Source organism: Telluria mixta (assembly GCF_029223865.1).
Lineage (GTDB): Bacteria > Pseudomonadota > Gammaproteobacteria > Burkholderiales > Burkholderiaceae_D > Telluria > Telluria mixta.
In genome coordinates, this window is the sequence record NZ_CP119520.1 from 4,782,925 (window position 1) to 4,797,717 (window position 14,793).

Here is a 14,793-nt window from a genome sequence, read left to right on the forward strand (position 1 = left end):
AACGTGGGGATTGAAGTCAATTTCGAAGGAAAGATCGCGATGGTCACGGGCGCATCCAGCGGGTTGGGCGCGCGGTTTGCCAAGGCGCTCGCGGGCGCCGGGGCCCAGGTCGTGCTCGCGTCGCGCCGCACCGAGCGCCTCAAGGAATTGCGTGCCGAGATCGAAGCGGACGGCGGCGCCGCCCACGTCGTGGCGCTGGACGTGACGGACCTGGCCAGCATCAAGGCCGCGATCGCCCACGCCGAGACGGAAGCGGGACCGATCGACATCCTCGTCAACAACTCCGGCGTCTCGACCACGCAGCGCCTGCTCGACGTGAGCGAGGAAGACTACGGCTACGTGATGGACACGAACCTGCGCGGCGCCTTCTTCATGGCCCAGCAGACGGCAAAGCGGATGATCCAGCGCGCCAAGGGCGATCCGAAGAAGCAGCACCGCATCGTCAACATCGCGTCCGTCGCGGGCCTGCGCGTGCTCCCGCAGATCGGCGTGTACTGCATGAGCAAGGCCGGCGTCGTGCAGATGACGAAGGCGATGGCCGTCGAGTGGGGCCGCTACGGCATCAACGTGAACGCCATCTGCCCGGGCTATATCGCCACCGAAATGAACGAGGATTATTTCGACTCGGAGCAGGGGCGGAAGCTGATCGAGATGCTGCCGCGCCGCCGCACGGGCAAGCCGGAAGACCTCGACGGTCTTCTGCTGCTGCTCGCGGCCGAGGAAGCCCATTTCATCAACGGCGCGATCATCACGGCCGACGACGGCATGACGGCGCAATGAGGGAGTCCCGGCCGCGGCTGCTCCTGGTCCACGGCCTGCTGGGCTCGCTGACCTGGTTCGAGCCGCAGCGCTACCTGCCCGGCGTCGACCTCGTCACGCCCGATCTCATCGGCTACGGCCAGCGCCGCGGCGAAGAGACCAATATCACCCTGGCCGAACAGGCCGCGATGCTGGCCAAGGTCCTGCACGACGAGGTCGGCAGCCCCGCGTGGGTGCTGGGCCACAGCGTGGGCGGCGCCGTCGCGATGCTGCTGGCCGACCTCGTGCCGGACCTCGTGCGCGGCGTCATCAACGTCGAGGGCAACTTCACGTTGAAGGACGCGTTCTGGACGGGCCGCATCGCCGCCTTGCCCGACGCCGACTGGGCCGCCGAATACGGTGCGATGGAAGCGAATCCGGCCGCCTGGCTGGAACAGAGCGGCATCGAGGCGAGCGACGAGAGGATCGCGTGGGCGCAGGAGATCCTCGCGAATCAACCGTACACGACCGTGCAAAAGATGGCGCAATCCGTGCTCGACACGACCGGCGCGCCGGACTACCTGGGCTGCGTCGGCCGCGTGCTGGCGCGCGCGACGCCCCTGTACCTCGTGGGCGGCGAACAGTCCAGCGCGGGGTGGGACGTGCCCGACTGGGTGCTGTCGCAGGCGCGCCGCGTGTGCGTGCAGCCCGAGGCGGGGCACATGATGATGCTGGAAGATCCGGGGAATTTTTGCCGGATCGTGGAGTCCATCCTCTACGAAGAGCACTGCCGTTCCGGCACCTGACGCCGTATCATGCCGGCTTTTGGCAACGACGTAGAGCAAGAGATGAGCGACAAGAAGCAGGTCCACACCATGCGCCAGGCTATCCGCTGGGGCGACATGGATGCATTCGGCCACGTGAACAACACGGTGTATTTCCGGTACATGGAGAGCGGGCGCATCGCCTTCCTCGAACAGGCGGCGGGCGACCTCGACATCCAGGGCGAAGGCCCCGTGATCGTCACCGCCTACTGTAATTTCATCAGGCAGCTGAAGTATCCGGGCGACATCGAGATCCGCACGTTCGCCGGTCCGGCGGGGCGCTCCAGCTTCGAGGTCACGCACGAGATCCGCATGGTCGACGAGCACGGCAATGCCGAGGTCGTGGCCGCGGAGGGCGGCGGCAAGGTCGTATGGATCGATTTCGCGGCCGAGAAGTCCGTGCCGTTGCCGGCGCGCGTGCGGGAGATGCTGCCGGCAGCGTGACTCCCCCCACGCGGGAGGGCATCGTCCCGCGTGTGACATTCCGTGAATCTTTTGCCCGTGTTTACGTGGCAATATCCTCTCTTCGCCCGCGACCGTGGGCGTTCTCCTGGTCATGTCCGCATGTTGCGAAACGGTGCAATTACGGCATGAAATTATTCCAGTGGGCAAATCTTGGGATTATAATAATTACTGTTTGTCCATGTCGCACCATTGCGGCGCTTTCCCCTGGCTTGTGATTTATGTCTGAGAACGAGGTCGTCTTTTCCATTGCCCGCCACGCGGCATGGGCACCCGGCGTCACCTCGCCCGAGCGGTGGGAGGCGTGGGCGCGCGAGCCCTGGCGGCTCGCCGGCACCGACGAGCCCAAGGTGGCCGCCATGCCCGCCATGCTGCGCCGGCGTGCCGGCCAGCTGGGCCGGATGGCGCTCGAAGTCGCGTACGAATGCCTCGGGCAGCGTACGGACGTGCCGACCGTGTTCTGTTCGCGTCACGGCGAGGTGGGGCGCGCCGTCGACCTGCTCGACGACCTGGCGCGCGGCGAACCGCTGTCGCCCACGGGGTTCGGCCTGGCCGTGCACAACGCCAGCGCCGGCCTGTTCTCGATCGCGCGCGCCGACCGCGCCAACCACGTTGCGCTGGCGGGCGGCTCCGCCACGCTCGAACACGCCGTGATCGAAGCCTGCGGCCTGCTGGCCGACGGCGCCGACATGGTCCTGCTGGTGGCCTGCGATGCGCCGCTGCCGGACGTGCTGGCCGGCTTCGAGGATTGCGACGAGCAGCCGTATGCATTCGCCTGGGCGATGGTGCCCGCGGCCGCGCAGCCCGTGCGGCTGTCGTGGCGCGCCGGGCAGGCCGGCGCCGCGCCGTCGCGCCAGCCCGGCGCGCTGGATGTCCTGCGCTTCCAGCTCGCGCAGGCGCCCACGCTCGTGCGCGATGCCGCCGGGCGCCGCTGGACCTGGTGCCGCGATGCTTGAGAGGATCGGTCTCGGGTGGCGTGTGTTCGCGACCGGCCTGAGTTTTGCGCTGTTCGGACTGGGCGGCCTGCTGCTGCGGGTGCTCGTCTTCCCGCTGCTGGCGCTGTGCGTGACCGATACGGCGGCCCGCGTGCGCGCCGCGCGCGCCACCGTGCGCCTGAGCTTTCGCGCGTTCGTCGGCATCATGCGCGGGCTCGGCGTGCTGCGCTACGAACTGCACGGGATCGACAAGCTCGATCGCGAAGGCCAGCTGATCCTGGCCAACCACCCCACGCTGATCGACACGGTCTTCCTGATGGCCTTCGTGCGCAACGCCGACTGCATCGTCAAGGGCGGCCTGTGGACCAACCCGTTCACGCGAGGACCGGTGCGCGCGGCCGGCTATATCTGCAACGACCGCGGTCCGGAACTGATCGAGGCTTGCATCGCCTCGCTGCGCGCGGGCGGCAACCTGATCATCTTTCCCGAGGGGACGCGCACGCCGCGCGGCGAGCCGCCTGCGCTCAAGCGGGGCGCCGCGAACATCGCCGTGCGCGGTGCGCGGCCGGTGACGCCGGTGCGCATCTCGTGCGAACCGCTCACGCTGGGCAAGGGCGACAAATGGTGGCATGTGCCGCCGCGCCGGGCCAGCTTTCGCATCGACGTCATGGACGATATCGGCACCGAGCGCTTTCTCGCGCCCGGCGTGGCGGACGTCGTGGCGGCGCGGCGCCTGACGGACTACCTGCAACACTATTTTATGGAAGAAGGCCAGCAACATGCTTGAACAGGAAGTGAAGGAACTGATCGTCGACGTGCTCCAGCTCGAAGACATCGAAGCGGCGGACATCGACAGCGAGGCGCCGCTGTTCGTCGAAGGTCTGGGGCTGGACTCGATCGACGCCCTGGAAATCGGCGTGGCGCTGCAGAAGCGCTACGGCATCACGCTGCCGCCCGAAGCGCAGGAAACCCGGCGGCATTTTGCATCGGTGCGCGCGCTCGCAGCGATGATCGAAACCCACCGCAAGAAATAGGAGCAGGCCATGGTAGCCCTGAACGAAATGAGCCGCGACGAACTGTTCGCGTGGGTCGCGGACCTGCTGGCTGAGATGTTCGAACTCGATCGCGCGGCGCTGACCCCCGCGTCGAACCTGTACGCGGACCTCGACATCGACAGCATCGATGCCGTCGACCTGGCCGTGAAGCTCAAGCAGATGACCGGCAAGCGCCTGCAGCCGGAAGTGTTCAAGACCATCCGCACGATCGGCGACGTCGTCGATGCGCTGGTCGGTCTCGCACAGGCCGAGCCGGAACCGCAATCCGAAGCGCAGGCCGTCTGACCCGATGGCGTGGAACGTCCTGGCGGGTGCGCTGACGCTCGTCTATCCGCTGGCGATCTGGTTCGGCCATGGCACCATCGAGCCGCGCTGGCTCGCCGGCCTGCTGTTGCTGGCGGTGGCCGCGCGCCTGCCGGCGCTGAGGCTGAGCGCGGCCGCGCGCTGGTCGGCGGCCGCCGCGCTGGGACTGGCCGCGCTCGCGATCGGCGCGAATGCCGTGCTGCCCCTGAAGCTGTATCCGGTGCTCGTCAATGTCGCGTTCCTGGCCGCCTTCGGCTGGAGCCTCGTGCATGGCCCGTCGATGGTCGAACGCTTCGCGCGCCTGCGCGAACCCGACCTGCCGCCGGCCGCGGTGAGCTACACGCGGCGCGTGACGCAGGCATGGTGCGTATTCTTCGCCGCCAACGGCACGGTCGCGCTGCTCACGGCCGTGTTCGCGCCGGAAGCCGTGTGGTCGCTGTACACCGGCGTCGTCTCGTATGTGCTGATGGGACTGATGTTCGGCGGCGAATACCTGCTGCGCATGCGTTTTCGGCGGCTGCACCATGCGTGACATGTTCGAACGTCTCGCGGCGCGTTTCCCGGATGCGCAAGCCGGCTGGCGCGCCGGCGAATCGGTCAGCCACGCCGCGCTGATGGCGCGCGTGCGTGCATGGGCCACGCTGGGCCGGCGCGCCGGCCCCGGACCCGTCGCGCTGTACCACGACGACAGCCTGGAATTCGCGGCCGCCCTCGTCGGCGCCTGGCTCGCCGGGAAGGCGGTCTGGCTCCCGGCCGACGTCCTGCCCGCGACCTGCGCCGCGCTGGCCGGCAACGTCGACGCGTTCTGGGGCGACTTCCCTGGAACCCACGCGCCGCAGGCGCCCGACGGCACCGACGACGCCGGCATCGACTGGCGCACGCCGGCGCCCGACTTTCCCGCGCTCGTGGTGTTCACGTCCGGGACGACGGGCACGCCGGTCCCGATCACGAAGCGGTTCTCGCAGCTGACGAGCGAGCTCGATGCGCTGGAGACGCAGTTCGGCGCCGCGCTGGGCGCCGCGGACGTCGTCGCCACCGTGTCGCACCAGCACATCTACGGCCTGCTGTTCCGCGTCCTGTGGCCGCTCGCCGCTGGCCGCCCGGTGCATGCGGCGCGCCACGAATATCCCGAAACGCTGGCGCCGGCGCTGGCCGTGCGGCCCTGCGTGCTGCTGGCCAGCCCGGCCCACCTGAAGCGCCTGCCCGACCACCTCGACTGGCGCGGCGCGGCCGCCAACCTGCGCGCCGTGTTCTCGTCCGGCGGCATGCTGGATGAGGCGGCCGCCCATCACGCCGGCGCGCTGCTCGGCCGGACCCCGATCGAGGTCTACGGCAGTTCCGAGACGGGCGGGATCGCGTGGCGCCAGCGCACGGACACCGGCGACGAAGGCTGGACGGCGCTGCCGGGCGTGGCCTGGCGGCGCGATGCCGACGGCCTGCTCGCCGTGCGTTCCGCCCAGGCAGGCACGGATGACTGGCTGGTCCTCGCCGACCGCATCGACGACCTCGACGACGGCCGCTTCGCGCTGCGCGGCCGCGCCGACCGCATCGTCAAGATCGAGGAAAAACGCATCTCGCTCGACGCCATCGAGACGGCCCTGCTGGCCGGCGGCCTGGCGCGCGAGGCGCGGGTGCTCGCCTGCGCGGACGGCGGCCATGGGCGCCAGGTGCTGGCGGCGTTCGTTGTGCCGTCCGCGGTCGGCCGCGCCGTGCTGGAAGAGGGCGGCAAGACCGCGCTGAATACCCGTCTGCGCGCGCAACTGGCGTCCGGCGTCGATGCCGTGGCGCTGCCGCGCCGCTGGCGCTACCTGGACGCGCTGCCCGTCGACGCGCGCGGCAAGACGACGGCGGCGCAACTCCTTGCGCTGCTCGATCCGGCGCCGGCGCGCCCGCGCCATCCGACAGTGCGCGTGCTGGAGCAGGGCGACGCGCGCGTGCTGCTGGAGCTGACGGTGCCGGCCGACCTGCTGTACTTCGACGGCCATTTCGACGTCGCGCCCGTCCTGCCGGGCGTCGTGCAGGTCGACTGGGCCATCCATTACGGTGCGCACTACCTGGGCCGCGGCGGCAGCTTCGCCGGCATCCAGGCCCTGAAATTCCAGCAGATGATCCGCCCGGAACAGCCGGTGCGGCTCGAGCTGTCGCGCGACGCCGCCAAGGGCAGCCTCGCATTCCGTTACTTTTCCGAGGCCGGCGCCCACGCCAGCGGACGCATCCTGTTCGGGCCCGACCAACCATGCTGAACAAAAAATTCTCGCCCGCGCGCCAGAGTGCATTCGACGCCCGTTTCGACGCCCAGAAGATCGCCTTCGGCCCCGTCGTGTTCCAGTGCGTGCGCTACGCCTGGAAGCGCGGCATCCTGCAGGCGGTGGCCGATGCGGGCGACGCGGGCCGTTCCACCGCCGAGCTCAAGGCGGTGGGCGGCTGGAGCGAGTATGTGCTGAAGGTCGTGCTGGAGACGTGCCTGTCCGCGGGCGTCGTGTACCTGGAGGAGGGCCGCTGGGTGCTCGACAAGGCCGGCTTCGTCGTCCTCACCGACCCGATCACCCAGGTCAACATCGACTTCAACCACGACGTCTGCTACCAGGCGCTGTTCGACCTGGAGCGCACGCTCGACGCCGAGCGGCCGCTCGGCCTGAAGGTGTTCGGCGACTGGTCCACGGTGTACGAGGGCCTGGCGCAGCTGCCGGAGCCGGCGCGCACCAGCTGGTTTGCGTTCGACCACCATTATTCCGACGTGTCGTTCCCCGCGATCCTGCCCGACGTGTTCGCCACAAGACCGCGCAAGCTGATGGACATCGGCGCCAACACGGGCAAGTTCGCGCTTGCCGCGCTGGGGTTCGACGCGCACGTCGAGCTGCATGCCGTCGACCTGCCGGGCCAGCTTGCGGTCCTCGACGGCAACCTCGCCGCGGCCGGCCTGCGCGAACGCGCCGTGCTGCATCCGACCGACATGCTGGACGACGCGGCGGCGCTGCCGGGCGGCATGGACCTTATCTGGATGAGCCAATTCCTCAGCTGCTTTTCCGAGGACGCGATCGCCAGCATCTTCCGCCGCGTCGCGACCGCGCTGGCCCCGCGCGGCCAGGTGCTCGTGATGGACACGTTCTGGGACCGCCAGCGCTACGACATCGCATCCTACTGCCTGATCAACACGTCGCCGTACTTCAACAACCTCGCGAGCGGCAACAGCAAGGTCTACGAGAGCGGCGACTACATCCGCCTCGCGCGCGCCGCCGGGCTGGAACTGCAGACGGCGCGCGACGGTATCGGTTACTGCCACTCGCTGCTGCGCTTCGTCCGGGCGGAGAACGGCTGATGTTCCGACCCTGCGTCGTCATCCCCGTCTACAACCACGAGCACGCGATCGGCAACGTGCTCGCGCAGGTGCTCGCGCACGCGCTGCCCGTGATCCTCGTCGACGACGGCTGCTCGGCCGCCTGCGCCGCGGTGCTCGACGAACTGGCCGCGGCCCATCCGGAGCGCGTCATGCTGGAGCGCCACGCCGTCAACCAGGGCAAGGGCGGCGCGGTGCTGACGGGTTTCGAACGCGCCGCACGCGACGGGTACACGCACGTGCTGCAGGTCGACGCGGACGGCCAGCACAGTGTGGCCGACGTGCCGCGCTTCCTCGCCGCCGCGCGCGCCGCGCCGCGCGCCGTCGTCGCCGGCTGTCCGGTGTACGACGAATCGGTGCCGGCGCTGCGCCTGTATGCGCGCTACCTGACGCACGTCTGGGTGTGGATCAACACGCTGTCGCTCGCGATCCGCGATTCGATGTGCGGCTTCCGCGTCTATCCGGTCGCGCCCGTGCTGGCGCTGGCGCGCCGCCGCCGACTGGGCCTGCGCATGAACTTCGATATCGAGATCCTCGTGCGGCTGTACTGGGACGGCCTGGCCATCGTCAACCTGCCCACGCGCGTGGGCTACCCGGAGGACGGCGTGTCGCACTTCAAGGCCTGGACGGATAATGTCCTGATCAGCCGCCTGCACATGACGCTGTTCTTCGGCATGCTGCCGCGCATTCCTTCGCTGCTGGTGCGGGCATGGCGCAGCTAGGCACGTCCGCCGCCGACGCGCGCCACTGGGCCGCCATCAACGAGGCGACCTGCGTGGCCGGCATGCGCCTGCTGTTCTGGGTCTGCCGCACGTTCGGCCGCTGGCCGTTCCGCGTCGTGCTGTACCCGGTGCTGCTGTGGTACGTGGCGACCCAGCCGCGTGCCCGGCGCGCGTCCGCCGCCTACCTGGCGCGCGTGGGCCAGCCCGCCGGCGTGACGGGCGTGCTGCGCCACTTCGGCGCGTTCGCCGAAGCGATCCTCGACAAGATGCTGCTGTGGGGCGGCGGGTTCGACTTCGACCGGGTACGCCTGCACGGCGCCGAGCCGCTGATCGAGGCGTCGCGCCAGGGACGCGGCGCGCTGCTCGTGTGCGCGCACCTGGGCAACCTCGACCTGTGCCGCGCGCTGTCGCTGCGCACACAAGGCCTGCGCGTGACGGTGCTCGTGCACACGAAGCACGCGCAGGCGTTCAACGACGTGCTGGCGCAGCTCGACCCGAAGAGCCGCCTGAACCTGATGCAGGTGACGGACATGGATGCGGCGATGGCGATGCAGCTGTCCGAGCGCATCGGACGGGGCGAATTCGTCGTCATCGCCGGCGACCGTGTGCCCGTGTCGGCCAACCCGCGCGTGGCGCTCGCGCCTTTCCTCGGCCGCACGGCCGCGTTCCCGATCGGTCCGTACGTGATGGCCGCGGTGCTGGGCTGCCCGCTCGTCGCGATGTTTGCAACACGCACCGGCGGCGACTACGACGTACATTTCGAACCGCTGCGCGACAAGGTCGTGCTGCCGCGCGGCGCGCGTGCGCAGGCGCTGGCGGAACTGGTCGGCGTTTACGCGGCCCGCCTCGAGCACCATGCGCGCCGTGCGCCGCTCGAGTGGTTCAATTTCTATGACTTTTGGCATTTACCCGAAACGGATTCTCCCGATGCTGCTCAGTGACATCAACACGCCCCGGCGCACCGTGCGCTTCGACCGCTCGCGCCTGACGCTGGACGACATCGTCGACATCGCGCGCGGCACCGCCCGCCCGGCGCTGTCGGACGATCCCGCGTTCCGCGCCGCCATCGCGCGCGGCGCCGACTTCCTCGACCGCCTGCTGCGCGAGGATGGCGTCGTGTACGGCGTCACGACCGGCTACGGCGATTCGTGCACCGTCGAAGTGCCGCTCGCGCTCGTGCCGGAGCTGCCGCATCACCTGTATACGTACCATGGCTGCGGCCTCGGCGCCCCCCTGACGCCGCCGCAGGCACGTGCCGTGATGGGCGCGCGCCTCGCATCGCTGTCCAAAGGCTATTCCGGCGTCAGCGTCGAGCTGCTCGACCAGATCGTGCGCCTGTTCGACGCCGGGCTCGTGCCCGTGATCCCGAGCGAAGGCTCGGTCGGCGCCAGCGGCGACCTGACGCCGCTGTCGTATCTGGCCGCCGTGCTATGCGGCGAGCGCGAGGTGCTGCGCGCCGGCGAGGTCGTGCCGGCGGCGCAGGCGCTGCGCGACGCGGGCATCGCACCGCTGCGCCTGCGCCCGAAGGAGGGGCTCGCGATCATGAACGGCACCGCCGTCATGACGGGCCTGGCCTGCCTCGCGTGGGACCGCGCCGCGTACCTGACGCGTCTCGTCACGCGCATCACGGCGCTGGCCTCGTTTGCGCTCGACGGCAACGACCATCACTTCGACGAGACGCTGTTCGCGGTGAAGCCGCACGCCGGCATGCAGGGCGTCGCCGCGTGGTTGCGCCAGGACCTGGAGTACGGCGGCCAGCTGGAACGCAACGGCAAGCGCCTGCAGGACCGCTACTCGATCCGCTGCGCGCCGCACGTGATCGGCGTGCTGGCCGACGCGCTGCCGTTCTTCCGCACCGCCATCGAGAATGAACTCAACAGTGCGAACGACAACCCGATCATCGACGCCGAAGGCGAGCGCGTGCTGCACGGCGGCCACTTCTACGGCGGCCACATCGCCTTCGCCATGGACGGCATGAAGAACGCCGTCGCCAACCTGGCCGACCTGCTGGACCGCCAGATGGCGCTGCTCGTCGATGCGCGCTACAACGCCGGGCTGCCGGCGAACCTGTCCGGCATGCAGGGCGAACGGGCGCCGATCAACCACGGCCTGAAGGCGCTGCAGATCAGCGCCTCGGCATGGACGGCGGAAGCGCTCAAGCTGACGATGCCGGCGTCCGTGTTCTCGCGCTCGACCGAATGCCACAACCAGGACAAGGTCAGCATGGGCACGATCGCCGCGCGCGACTGCCTGCGCGTGCTGGAACTGACCGAGCAGGTCGCGGCCGCGCTGCTGATCACGGTGCGCCAGGGCGTCTGGCTGCGCCGGCGCGTCGATCCGGAGAAGATGCTGCCGGCACCGCTGGCGCGCATGGTCGACCTGCTGGGCCAGGACATCGTCCCCGTCACCGAGGACCGCCGCCTCGATCCGGAGCTGCACCTGCTGCTTGGCCGCATCCGCGACCAGGCCTGGAGCCTGTATGCGTAAGGCGAAAACGCCGTCGCGCTGGAGCGCCGACGTCGAGATCCAGGTGCAGTTCTACGACCTCGATCCGATGGAAGTGGTCTGGCACGGCAACTACGTGAAATACCTCGAGGTGGCGCGCTGCGCGCTGCTCGACGCCATCGGCTACAACTATGCCGAGATGAAGGCGTCCGGCTACATGTGGCCCGTCATCGACATGAACCTGCGCTACGCGGCGCCCGCCACGTTCGGCCAGCGCCTGTCCGTGCGCGCCGAGATCGTCGAGTGGGAAAACCGCCTGCGCATCGACTACCTGGTCAGCGACGCCGCCACCGGCCGGCGCCTGAACCGCGCGTCGACGACGCAGGTCGCCGTCGACATCGCCAGCGGCGAGATGTGCTTCGTCTCGCCGCCCGTCCTGTTCCAGAAGCTGGGAGTGCAAGCACCATGAACTATCTACCCGCCGCCGGCCTGCTGCTGGCAGCGCTGCTGGGCGCGTCCGCGCACGCCGCCGCGCCCGTCGCGAAGATCCAGGCCATGCTGGCGAAACCCGAGCAGCTGTGCGGCCGCTTCGAGCAGAGCAAGCAGCTGGCCGGCATGAAGAAGCCGCTGGCGTCGAGCGGGCGTTTCTGCGTCGTCGCCGGCAAGGGTGTCCTGTGGCGTACGCTGAAACCGTTCCCGAACACGCTGCGCCTGTCGCGCGACGAGATCGTGCAGCTGCAGGGCGACCGTGTGGCGATGCGCATGGAGGCGAGCCGCGAACCGACCGTCCGCATGATCAACGGCGTGCTGTTCTCGCTGCTGTCCGGCGACCTGGGCCAGCTCGACACGCTGTTCGAGGTCGACGGCACGGCGGGCGACGGCGCGTGGAAGGTGGCGCTGAAGGCCCGCAATCCGGCGCTGGCGCGCGCGATCGGCGCGATCTCGCTGGAAGGCGGCGCGTACGTGCGCACCATCCATATGGTGGAGGACAGCGGCGACCGCACCGACATCGTGTTCTCCGACATCAGGACCGGCCCCGGCGCCTTCCTGCCCGAAGAGGCGGCCCAGCTTTGATCACGCACCGCCGCCTGGCGTTCGCCTGGGCCCTCGTCGTGTGCCTGCTGGCCGGGCACAATGCCTGGCTGTGGCTGGGCAAGCGCGTCAATCCGGACACGGACATCCTCGCGCTGCTGCCGGCCGGCGAGCGCGACCCGGTGCTGCAGCGCTCGTTCACGCACATGGTCGACAGCGCCCAGCAGCGCGTCGTCGTGCTGGTCGGCGCCGAGACATGGCGCGACGCCGTGCGTGCCGCTGCGGCGTTCCAGGCCGTGCTGCGGCCGCACGCGGATCTGCTGAAGGAAGACGCGGGCGCCAACGCGCAGGCCGCGTGGCTGGACGGTTTCACGCCGCATGCGACCTTGCTGGTCGGCGCGGCGGACGAACGCGCGCTGCGCACGCAGCCAGCACGCTACTGGACGGAGAACGCGCTGGCCCGTGCGTACGGTGCGTTCGGCGGGCCGAAGCTGGGCAGCTTCCGCGACGATCCGTTCGGCCTGTTCGCGAACTGGATGCAGGAACGGGCGGGCGAGACGCCCGTACGTCCCCGCGACGGCCATTTGTACGTGGGTGGGGAAGGGCGCGAATACGTGCTGGTGACGTACACGCTGGCGCAGTCCGCGTTCGCGCTGTCCGCGCAGCGCCGCGCGGTGCCCCTGCTGGACGCGGCGGCGGCCGCCGCGCGCCGCGCCGTGCCGGCGGCCGAGGTGATCGAGGCCGGCGTCGTGCTGCATGCGGCCGCCGCGGGCAGCCAGGCCAGCAGCGAAGTCGAGACGATCGGCGTCGGCTCGATGGTCGGCATCGTCGTGCTGACGTGGCTGACGTTCCGTTCCGTGCGGCCGATCGGCGTGATCGTGCTGGCCATCGGCATCGGCTTCCTCGGCGCGCTGTCCGTGTGCTGGCTCCTGTTCGGCCGCATCCACCTGCTCACGCTGGTGTTCGGCGCGAGCCTGATCGGCGTCGCCCAGGACTACGGCCTGTATTTCCTGTGCCACCGGCTCGGCGCGGGGCCGCATGAGGATTCGGTACGCCTGCTGCGCCGCCTGCTGCCCGGCCTCGGCCTGACCCTGCTGGCCGCCGTGATCGGCTACATGGGGCTGGCGCTGACGCCGTTCCCGGGCCTGCGCCACATGGCCGTCTTTTCCGCGTTCGGCCTCGTGTTCGCGTGGCTCACCGTCGTGTGCTGGTTCCCGGCTTTGATCGGGCCAGGGACGCTGCGGCGCGGCTGGCTCGCGCGCCGTTACCGCGCCCTCGTCGTGCGCTGGCCGCGCGTGTCGGCGCGCCCGAAAGTGCTGGCCGCGCTCGCGCTGCTGGCCGTGTTCGCCGCCGTCGGCTGCGCGCGCCTCGGCACGGACGATGACATCCGCTCGCTGCAATCGTCGCCGCAGCACCTCGTGCGCGACCAGATCAAGCTGGGCCGCCTGCTGGACGCGCCCACGCCCGTCCAGTACTACCTCGTGCGCGGCGCATCGGACGAACAGGTGCTGCAGCGCGAGGAAGCGCTCAAGCGCCGCCTCGACCCGCTCGTCGCGCGGGGCGACATCACCGGCTGGCAGGCGCTGTCGAACTGGGTGCCCTCCGCGCGCACGCAGGCCGAGCGGCTGGCGCTGCTGGATGCGACCGTGCTCGCACCGGACGGCCCGCTGGCCGCGCTGGCGCAGACGCTCGGCGAGGACCGCGACTGGGTCGCGGCCACGCGCGCGCACCTGCGCGACCGCGCGAAGCCCTTGAGCGCGGAGGCCTTCCTGCGCACGCCGGCCAGCGAACCGTGGCGCCACCTGTGGCTGGGCAAGGTGGACGGCGTCCACGCCAGCATCGTCGCGCTGCGCGGCATGCGCTATGCGGCCATCCCCGCGCTGAGCCGCGCGGCCGACGAGCTGGAAGGCGTGCAATGGGTCGACAAGGTCGGCGGCATCTCGGCCGTGCTGGGCCGCTACCGCGCCGTCATGGGCGCCGTCGTGCTCGGGGCCTATGCGCTCGTGTTCCTGGCGCTGCTGCCGCGCTACCGGGGCCGTACCTGGCGTGTGCTGGCGCCGACGGCCGCCGCCAGCGTGCTCACCCTGGCCATCCTGGGCTTGACCGGCCAGCACCTGCAGCTGTTCCACGTGCTGGCGCTGATGCTGCTGCTGGGCGTGGGCGTCGACTACGGCATCTTCATGCAGGAAGATCCGCAGCGCGGCGACGACGCGCCGTGGCTCGCCGTCGGCCTGTCCGCCGCCAGCACGCTGCTGTCGTTCGGCCTGCTGGCGCTGTCCGGCACGCCGGCGCTGCGCGCGTTCGGCCTCACCATGCTGCTCGGGACGGCGTTCGTCTGGCTGGCCGCCCCCTGTTTCACCATCACCGCGAAGGAGCGCCATGAAGCGACCGTCACTGCCTGACCTGGGCGCGGGCCTCGTCGCCGCGCTGCTGCTGGCCGGCTGCGCCCGCACGCCGGAAGCGCCGGCGCGCCTGGGCCTGCGCTTGCCGCCCGCCGCGCTGGGCACCGCGATCAGCGTGCAGCAGCACCTCACCGTCGAACGGCCCGGCGGCACGAACGACCTCGACGTCGCGCTCGAAGTGGATGCCGCGCACGTGGGCCTCGTCGGCCTCGCGTTCGGCCAGCGCGTGCTGAGCCTCGACTACGACGGCAGCGCGCTGAAGGAATGGCGCCACGCGATGCTGCCGGCCCAGGTGCGCGCGGCCGATGTGCTGGAAGACCTGCAACTGACGTTGTGGCCTGTCGAGTCGATCGCGCAGGCGCTGCCCGCCGGCTGGCGCATCGAAGACCAGGGACTGACGCGCACCCTGCGCCGCGACGGCGAGGTGATCGCGACGATCACGTATGGCGGCATGCCGCGCTGGCAGGGCCGGGCGGTGCTCGACAACGTGCGCTACCACTACCGGCTGACCATCGAGTCGGCTTCCGAATGAGGTCCA

17 protein-coding genes are annotated in these 14,793 nt (G+C 70.2%); all 17 read left to right on the forward strand.

Features of this window, described 5'->3' with window-relative positions:
• Positions 1–3: 3 nt before the first annotated feature.
• The 17 genes from P0M04_RS21300 to P0M04_RS21380 all read left to right on the forward strand — a co-directional run bounded on the left by P0M04_RS21300 (position 4) and on the right by P0M04_RS21380 (position 14,787).
• Positions 4–780, forward strand: a complete 777-nt coding sequence (locus tag P0M04_RS21300) for an SDR family oxidoreductase (RefSeq protein ID WP_259447124.1) — start codon at positions 4–6, stop codon at positions 778–780.
• Positions 777–1,544, forward strand: a complete 768-nt coding sequence (locus tag P0M04_RS21305) for an alpha/beta fold hydrolase (RefSeq protein WP_259447123.1) — start codon at positions 777–779, stop codon at positions 1,542–1,544. Before P0M04_RS21300 ends, P0M04_RS21305 begins: the two co-directional genes overlap by 4 nt.
• Positions 1,545–1,586: 42 nt before the next feature.
• Positions 1,587–2,006 (forward strand): acyl-CoA thioesterase, encoded by a 420-nt coding sequence (locus P0M04_RS21310; RefSeq protein ID WP_259447122.1) that lies wholly within the window; start codon positions 1,587–1,589, stop codon positions 2,004–2,006.
• A 239-nt stretch (positions 2,007–2,245) separates the two neighbouring features.
• Positions 2,246–2,980, forward strand: coding sequence for a beta-ketoacyl synthase chain length factor (locus P0M04_RS21315; RefSeq protein ID WP_259447121.1), 735 nt, complete (start codon positions 2,246–2,248; stop codon positions 2,978–2,980).
• Positions 2,973–3,746, forward strand: coding sequence for a lysophospholipid acyltransferase family protein (locus tag P0M04_RS21320; protein ID WP_259447120.1), 774 nt, complete (start codon positions 2,973–2,975; stop codon positions 3,744–3,746). The genes P0M04_RS21315 and P0M04_RS21320 overlap by 8 nt, the downstream gene beginning before the upstream one ends.
• On the forward strand, positions 3,739–3,993 hold the full coding sequence (locus P0M04_RS21325) for a phosphopantetheine-binding protein (RefSeq protein WP_259447119.1): 255 nt from the start codon (positions 3,739–3,741) through the stop codon (positions 3,991–3,993). The genes P0M04_RS21320 and P0M04_RS21325 overlap by 8 nt, the downstream gene beginning before the upstream one ends.
• 9 nt (positions 3,994–4,002) lie before the next feature.
• The gene (locus P0M04_RS21330) at positions 4,003–4,299 is read left to right on the forward strand and encodes an acyl carrier protein (RefSeq protein WP_443098675.1); all 297 of its coding nucleotides are present in this window, start codon (positions 4,003–4,005) and stop codon (positions 4,297–4,299) included.
• A 4-nt stretch (positions 4,300–4,303) separates the two neighbouring features.
• Entirely contained in the window at positions 4,304–4,849 is a 546-nt protein-coding gene (locus P0M04_RS21335; protein ID WP_259447118.1) for a COG4648 family protein, read from the forward strand.
• A complete protein-coding gene (locus P0M04_RS21340) occupies positions 4,842–6,560 on the forward strand; it encodes an ApeI family dehydratase (protein WP_259447117.1) in 1,719 nt (572 codons plus the stop codon). Before P0M04_RS21335 ends, P0M04_RS21340 begins: the two co-directional genes overlap by 8 nt.
• Complete coding sequence (locus P0M04_RS21345) at positions 6,554–7,636, forward strand: SAM-dependent methyltransferase (RefSeq protein WP_259447116.1); 1,083 nt, start codon at positions 6,554–6,556, stop codon at positions 7,634–7,636. The genes P0M04_RS21340 and P0M04_RS21345 overlap by 7 nt, the downstream gene beginning before the upstream one ends.
• Complete coding sequence (locus P0M04_RS21350; RefSeq protein ID WP_259447115.1) at positions 7,636–8,376, forward strand: glycosyltransferase family 2 protein; 741 nt, start codon at positions 7,636–7,638, stop codon at positions 8,374–8,376. The genes P0M04_RS21345 and P0M04_RS21350 overlap by 1 nt, the downstream gene beginning before the upstream one ends.
• Positions 8,364–9,317, forward strand: coding sequence for a lysophospholipid acyltransferase family protein (locus tag P0M04_RS21355; RefSeq protein WP_259447114.1), 954 nt, complete (start codon positions 8,364–8,366; stop codon positions 9,315–9,317). The genes P0M04_RS21350 and P0M04_RS21355 overlap by 13 nt, the downstream gene beginning before the upstream one ends.
• On the forward strand, positions 9,304–10,863 hold the full coding sequence (locus P0M04_RS21360; RefSeq protein WP_259447113.1) for an HAL/PAL/TAL family ammonia-lyase: 1,560 nt from the start codon (positions 9,304–9,306) through the stop codon (positions 10,861–10,863). Before P0M04_RS21355 ends, P0M04_RS21360 begins: the two co-directional genes overlap by 14 nt.
• Positions 10,856–11,290 carry an acyl-CoA thioesterase gene (locus P0M04_RS21365; RefSeq protein ID WP_259447112.1) on the forward strand — a complete coding sequence of 145 codons (435 nt, stop codon included), beginning with the start codon at positions 10,856–10,858 and terminating at the stop codon, positions 11,288–11,290. The genes P0M04_RS21360 and P0M04_RS21365 overlap by 8 nt, the downstream gene beginning before the upstream one ends.
• Complete coding sequence (locus tag P0M04_RS21370) at positions 11,287–11,895, forward strand: outer membrane lipoprotein carrier protein LolA (protein ID WP_259447111.1); 609 nt, start codon at positions 11,287–11,289, stop codon at positions 11,893–11,895. Before P0M04_RS21365 ends, P0M04_RS21370 begins: the two co-directional genes overlap by 4 nt.
• Positions 11,892–14,255: an MMPL family transporter gene (locus P0M04_RS21375; protein WP_259447110.1), complete on the forward strand. Its 2,364-nt coding sequence runs from the start codon at positions 11,892–11,894 to the stop codon at positions 14,253–14,255. The genes P0M04_RS21370 and P0M04_RS21375 overlap by 4 nt, the downstream gene beginning before the upstream one ends.
• Positions 14,233–14,787 (forward strand): DUF3261 domain-containing protein, encoded by a 555-nt coding sequence (locus tag P0M04_RS21380; protein WP_259447109.1) that lies wholly within the window; start codon positions 14,233–14,235, stop codon positions 14,785–14,787. Before P0M04_RS21375 ends, P0M04_RS21380 begins: the two co-directional genes overlap by 23 nt.
• Positions 14,788–14,793 lie beyond the last annotated feature (6 nt).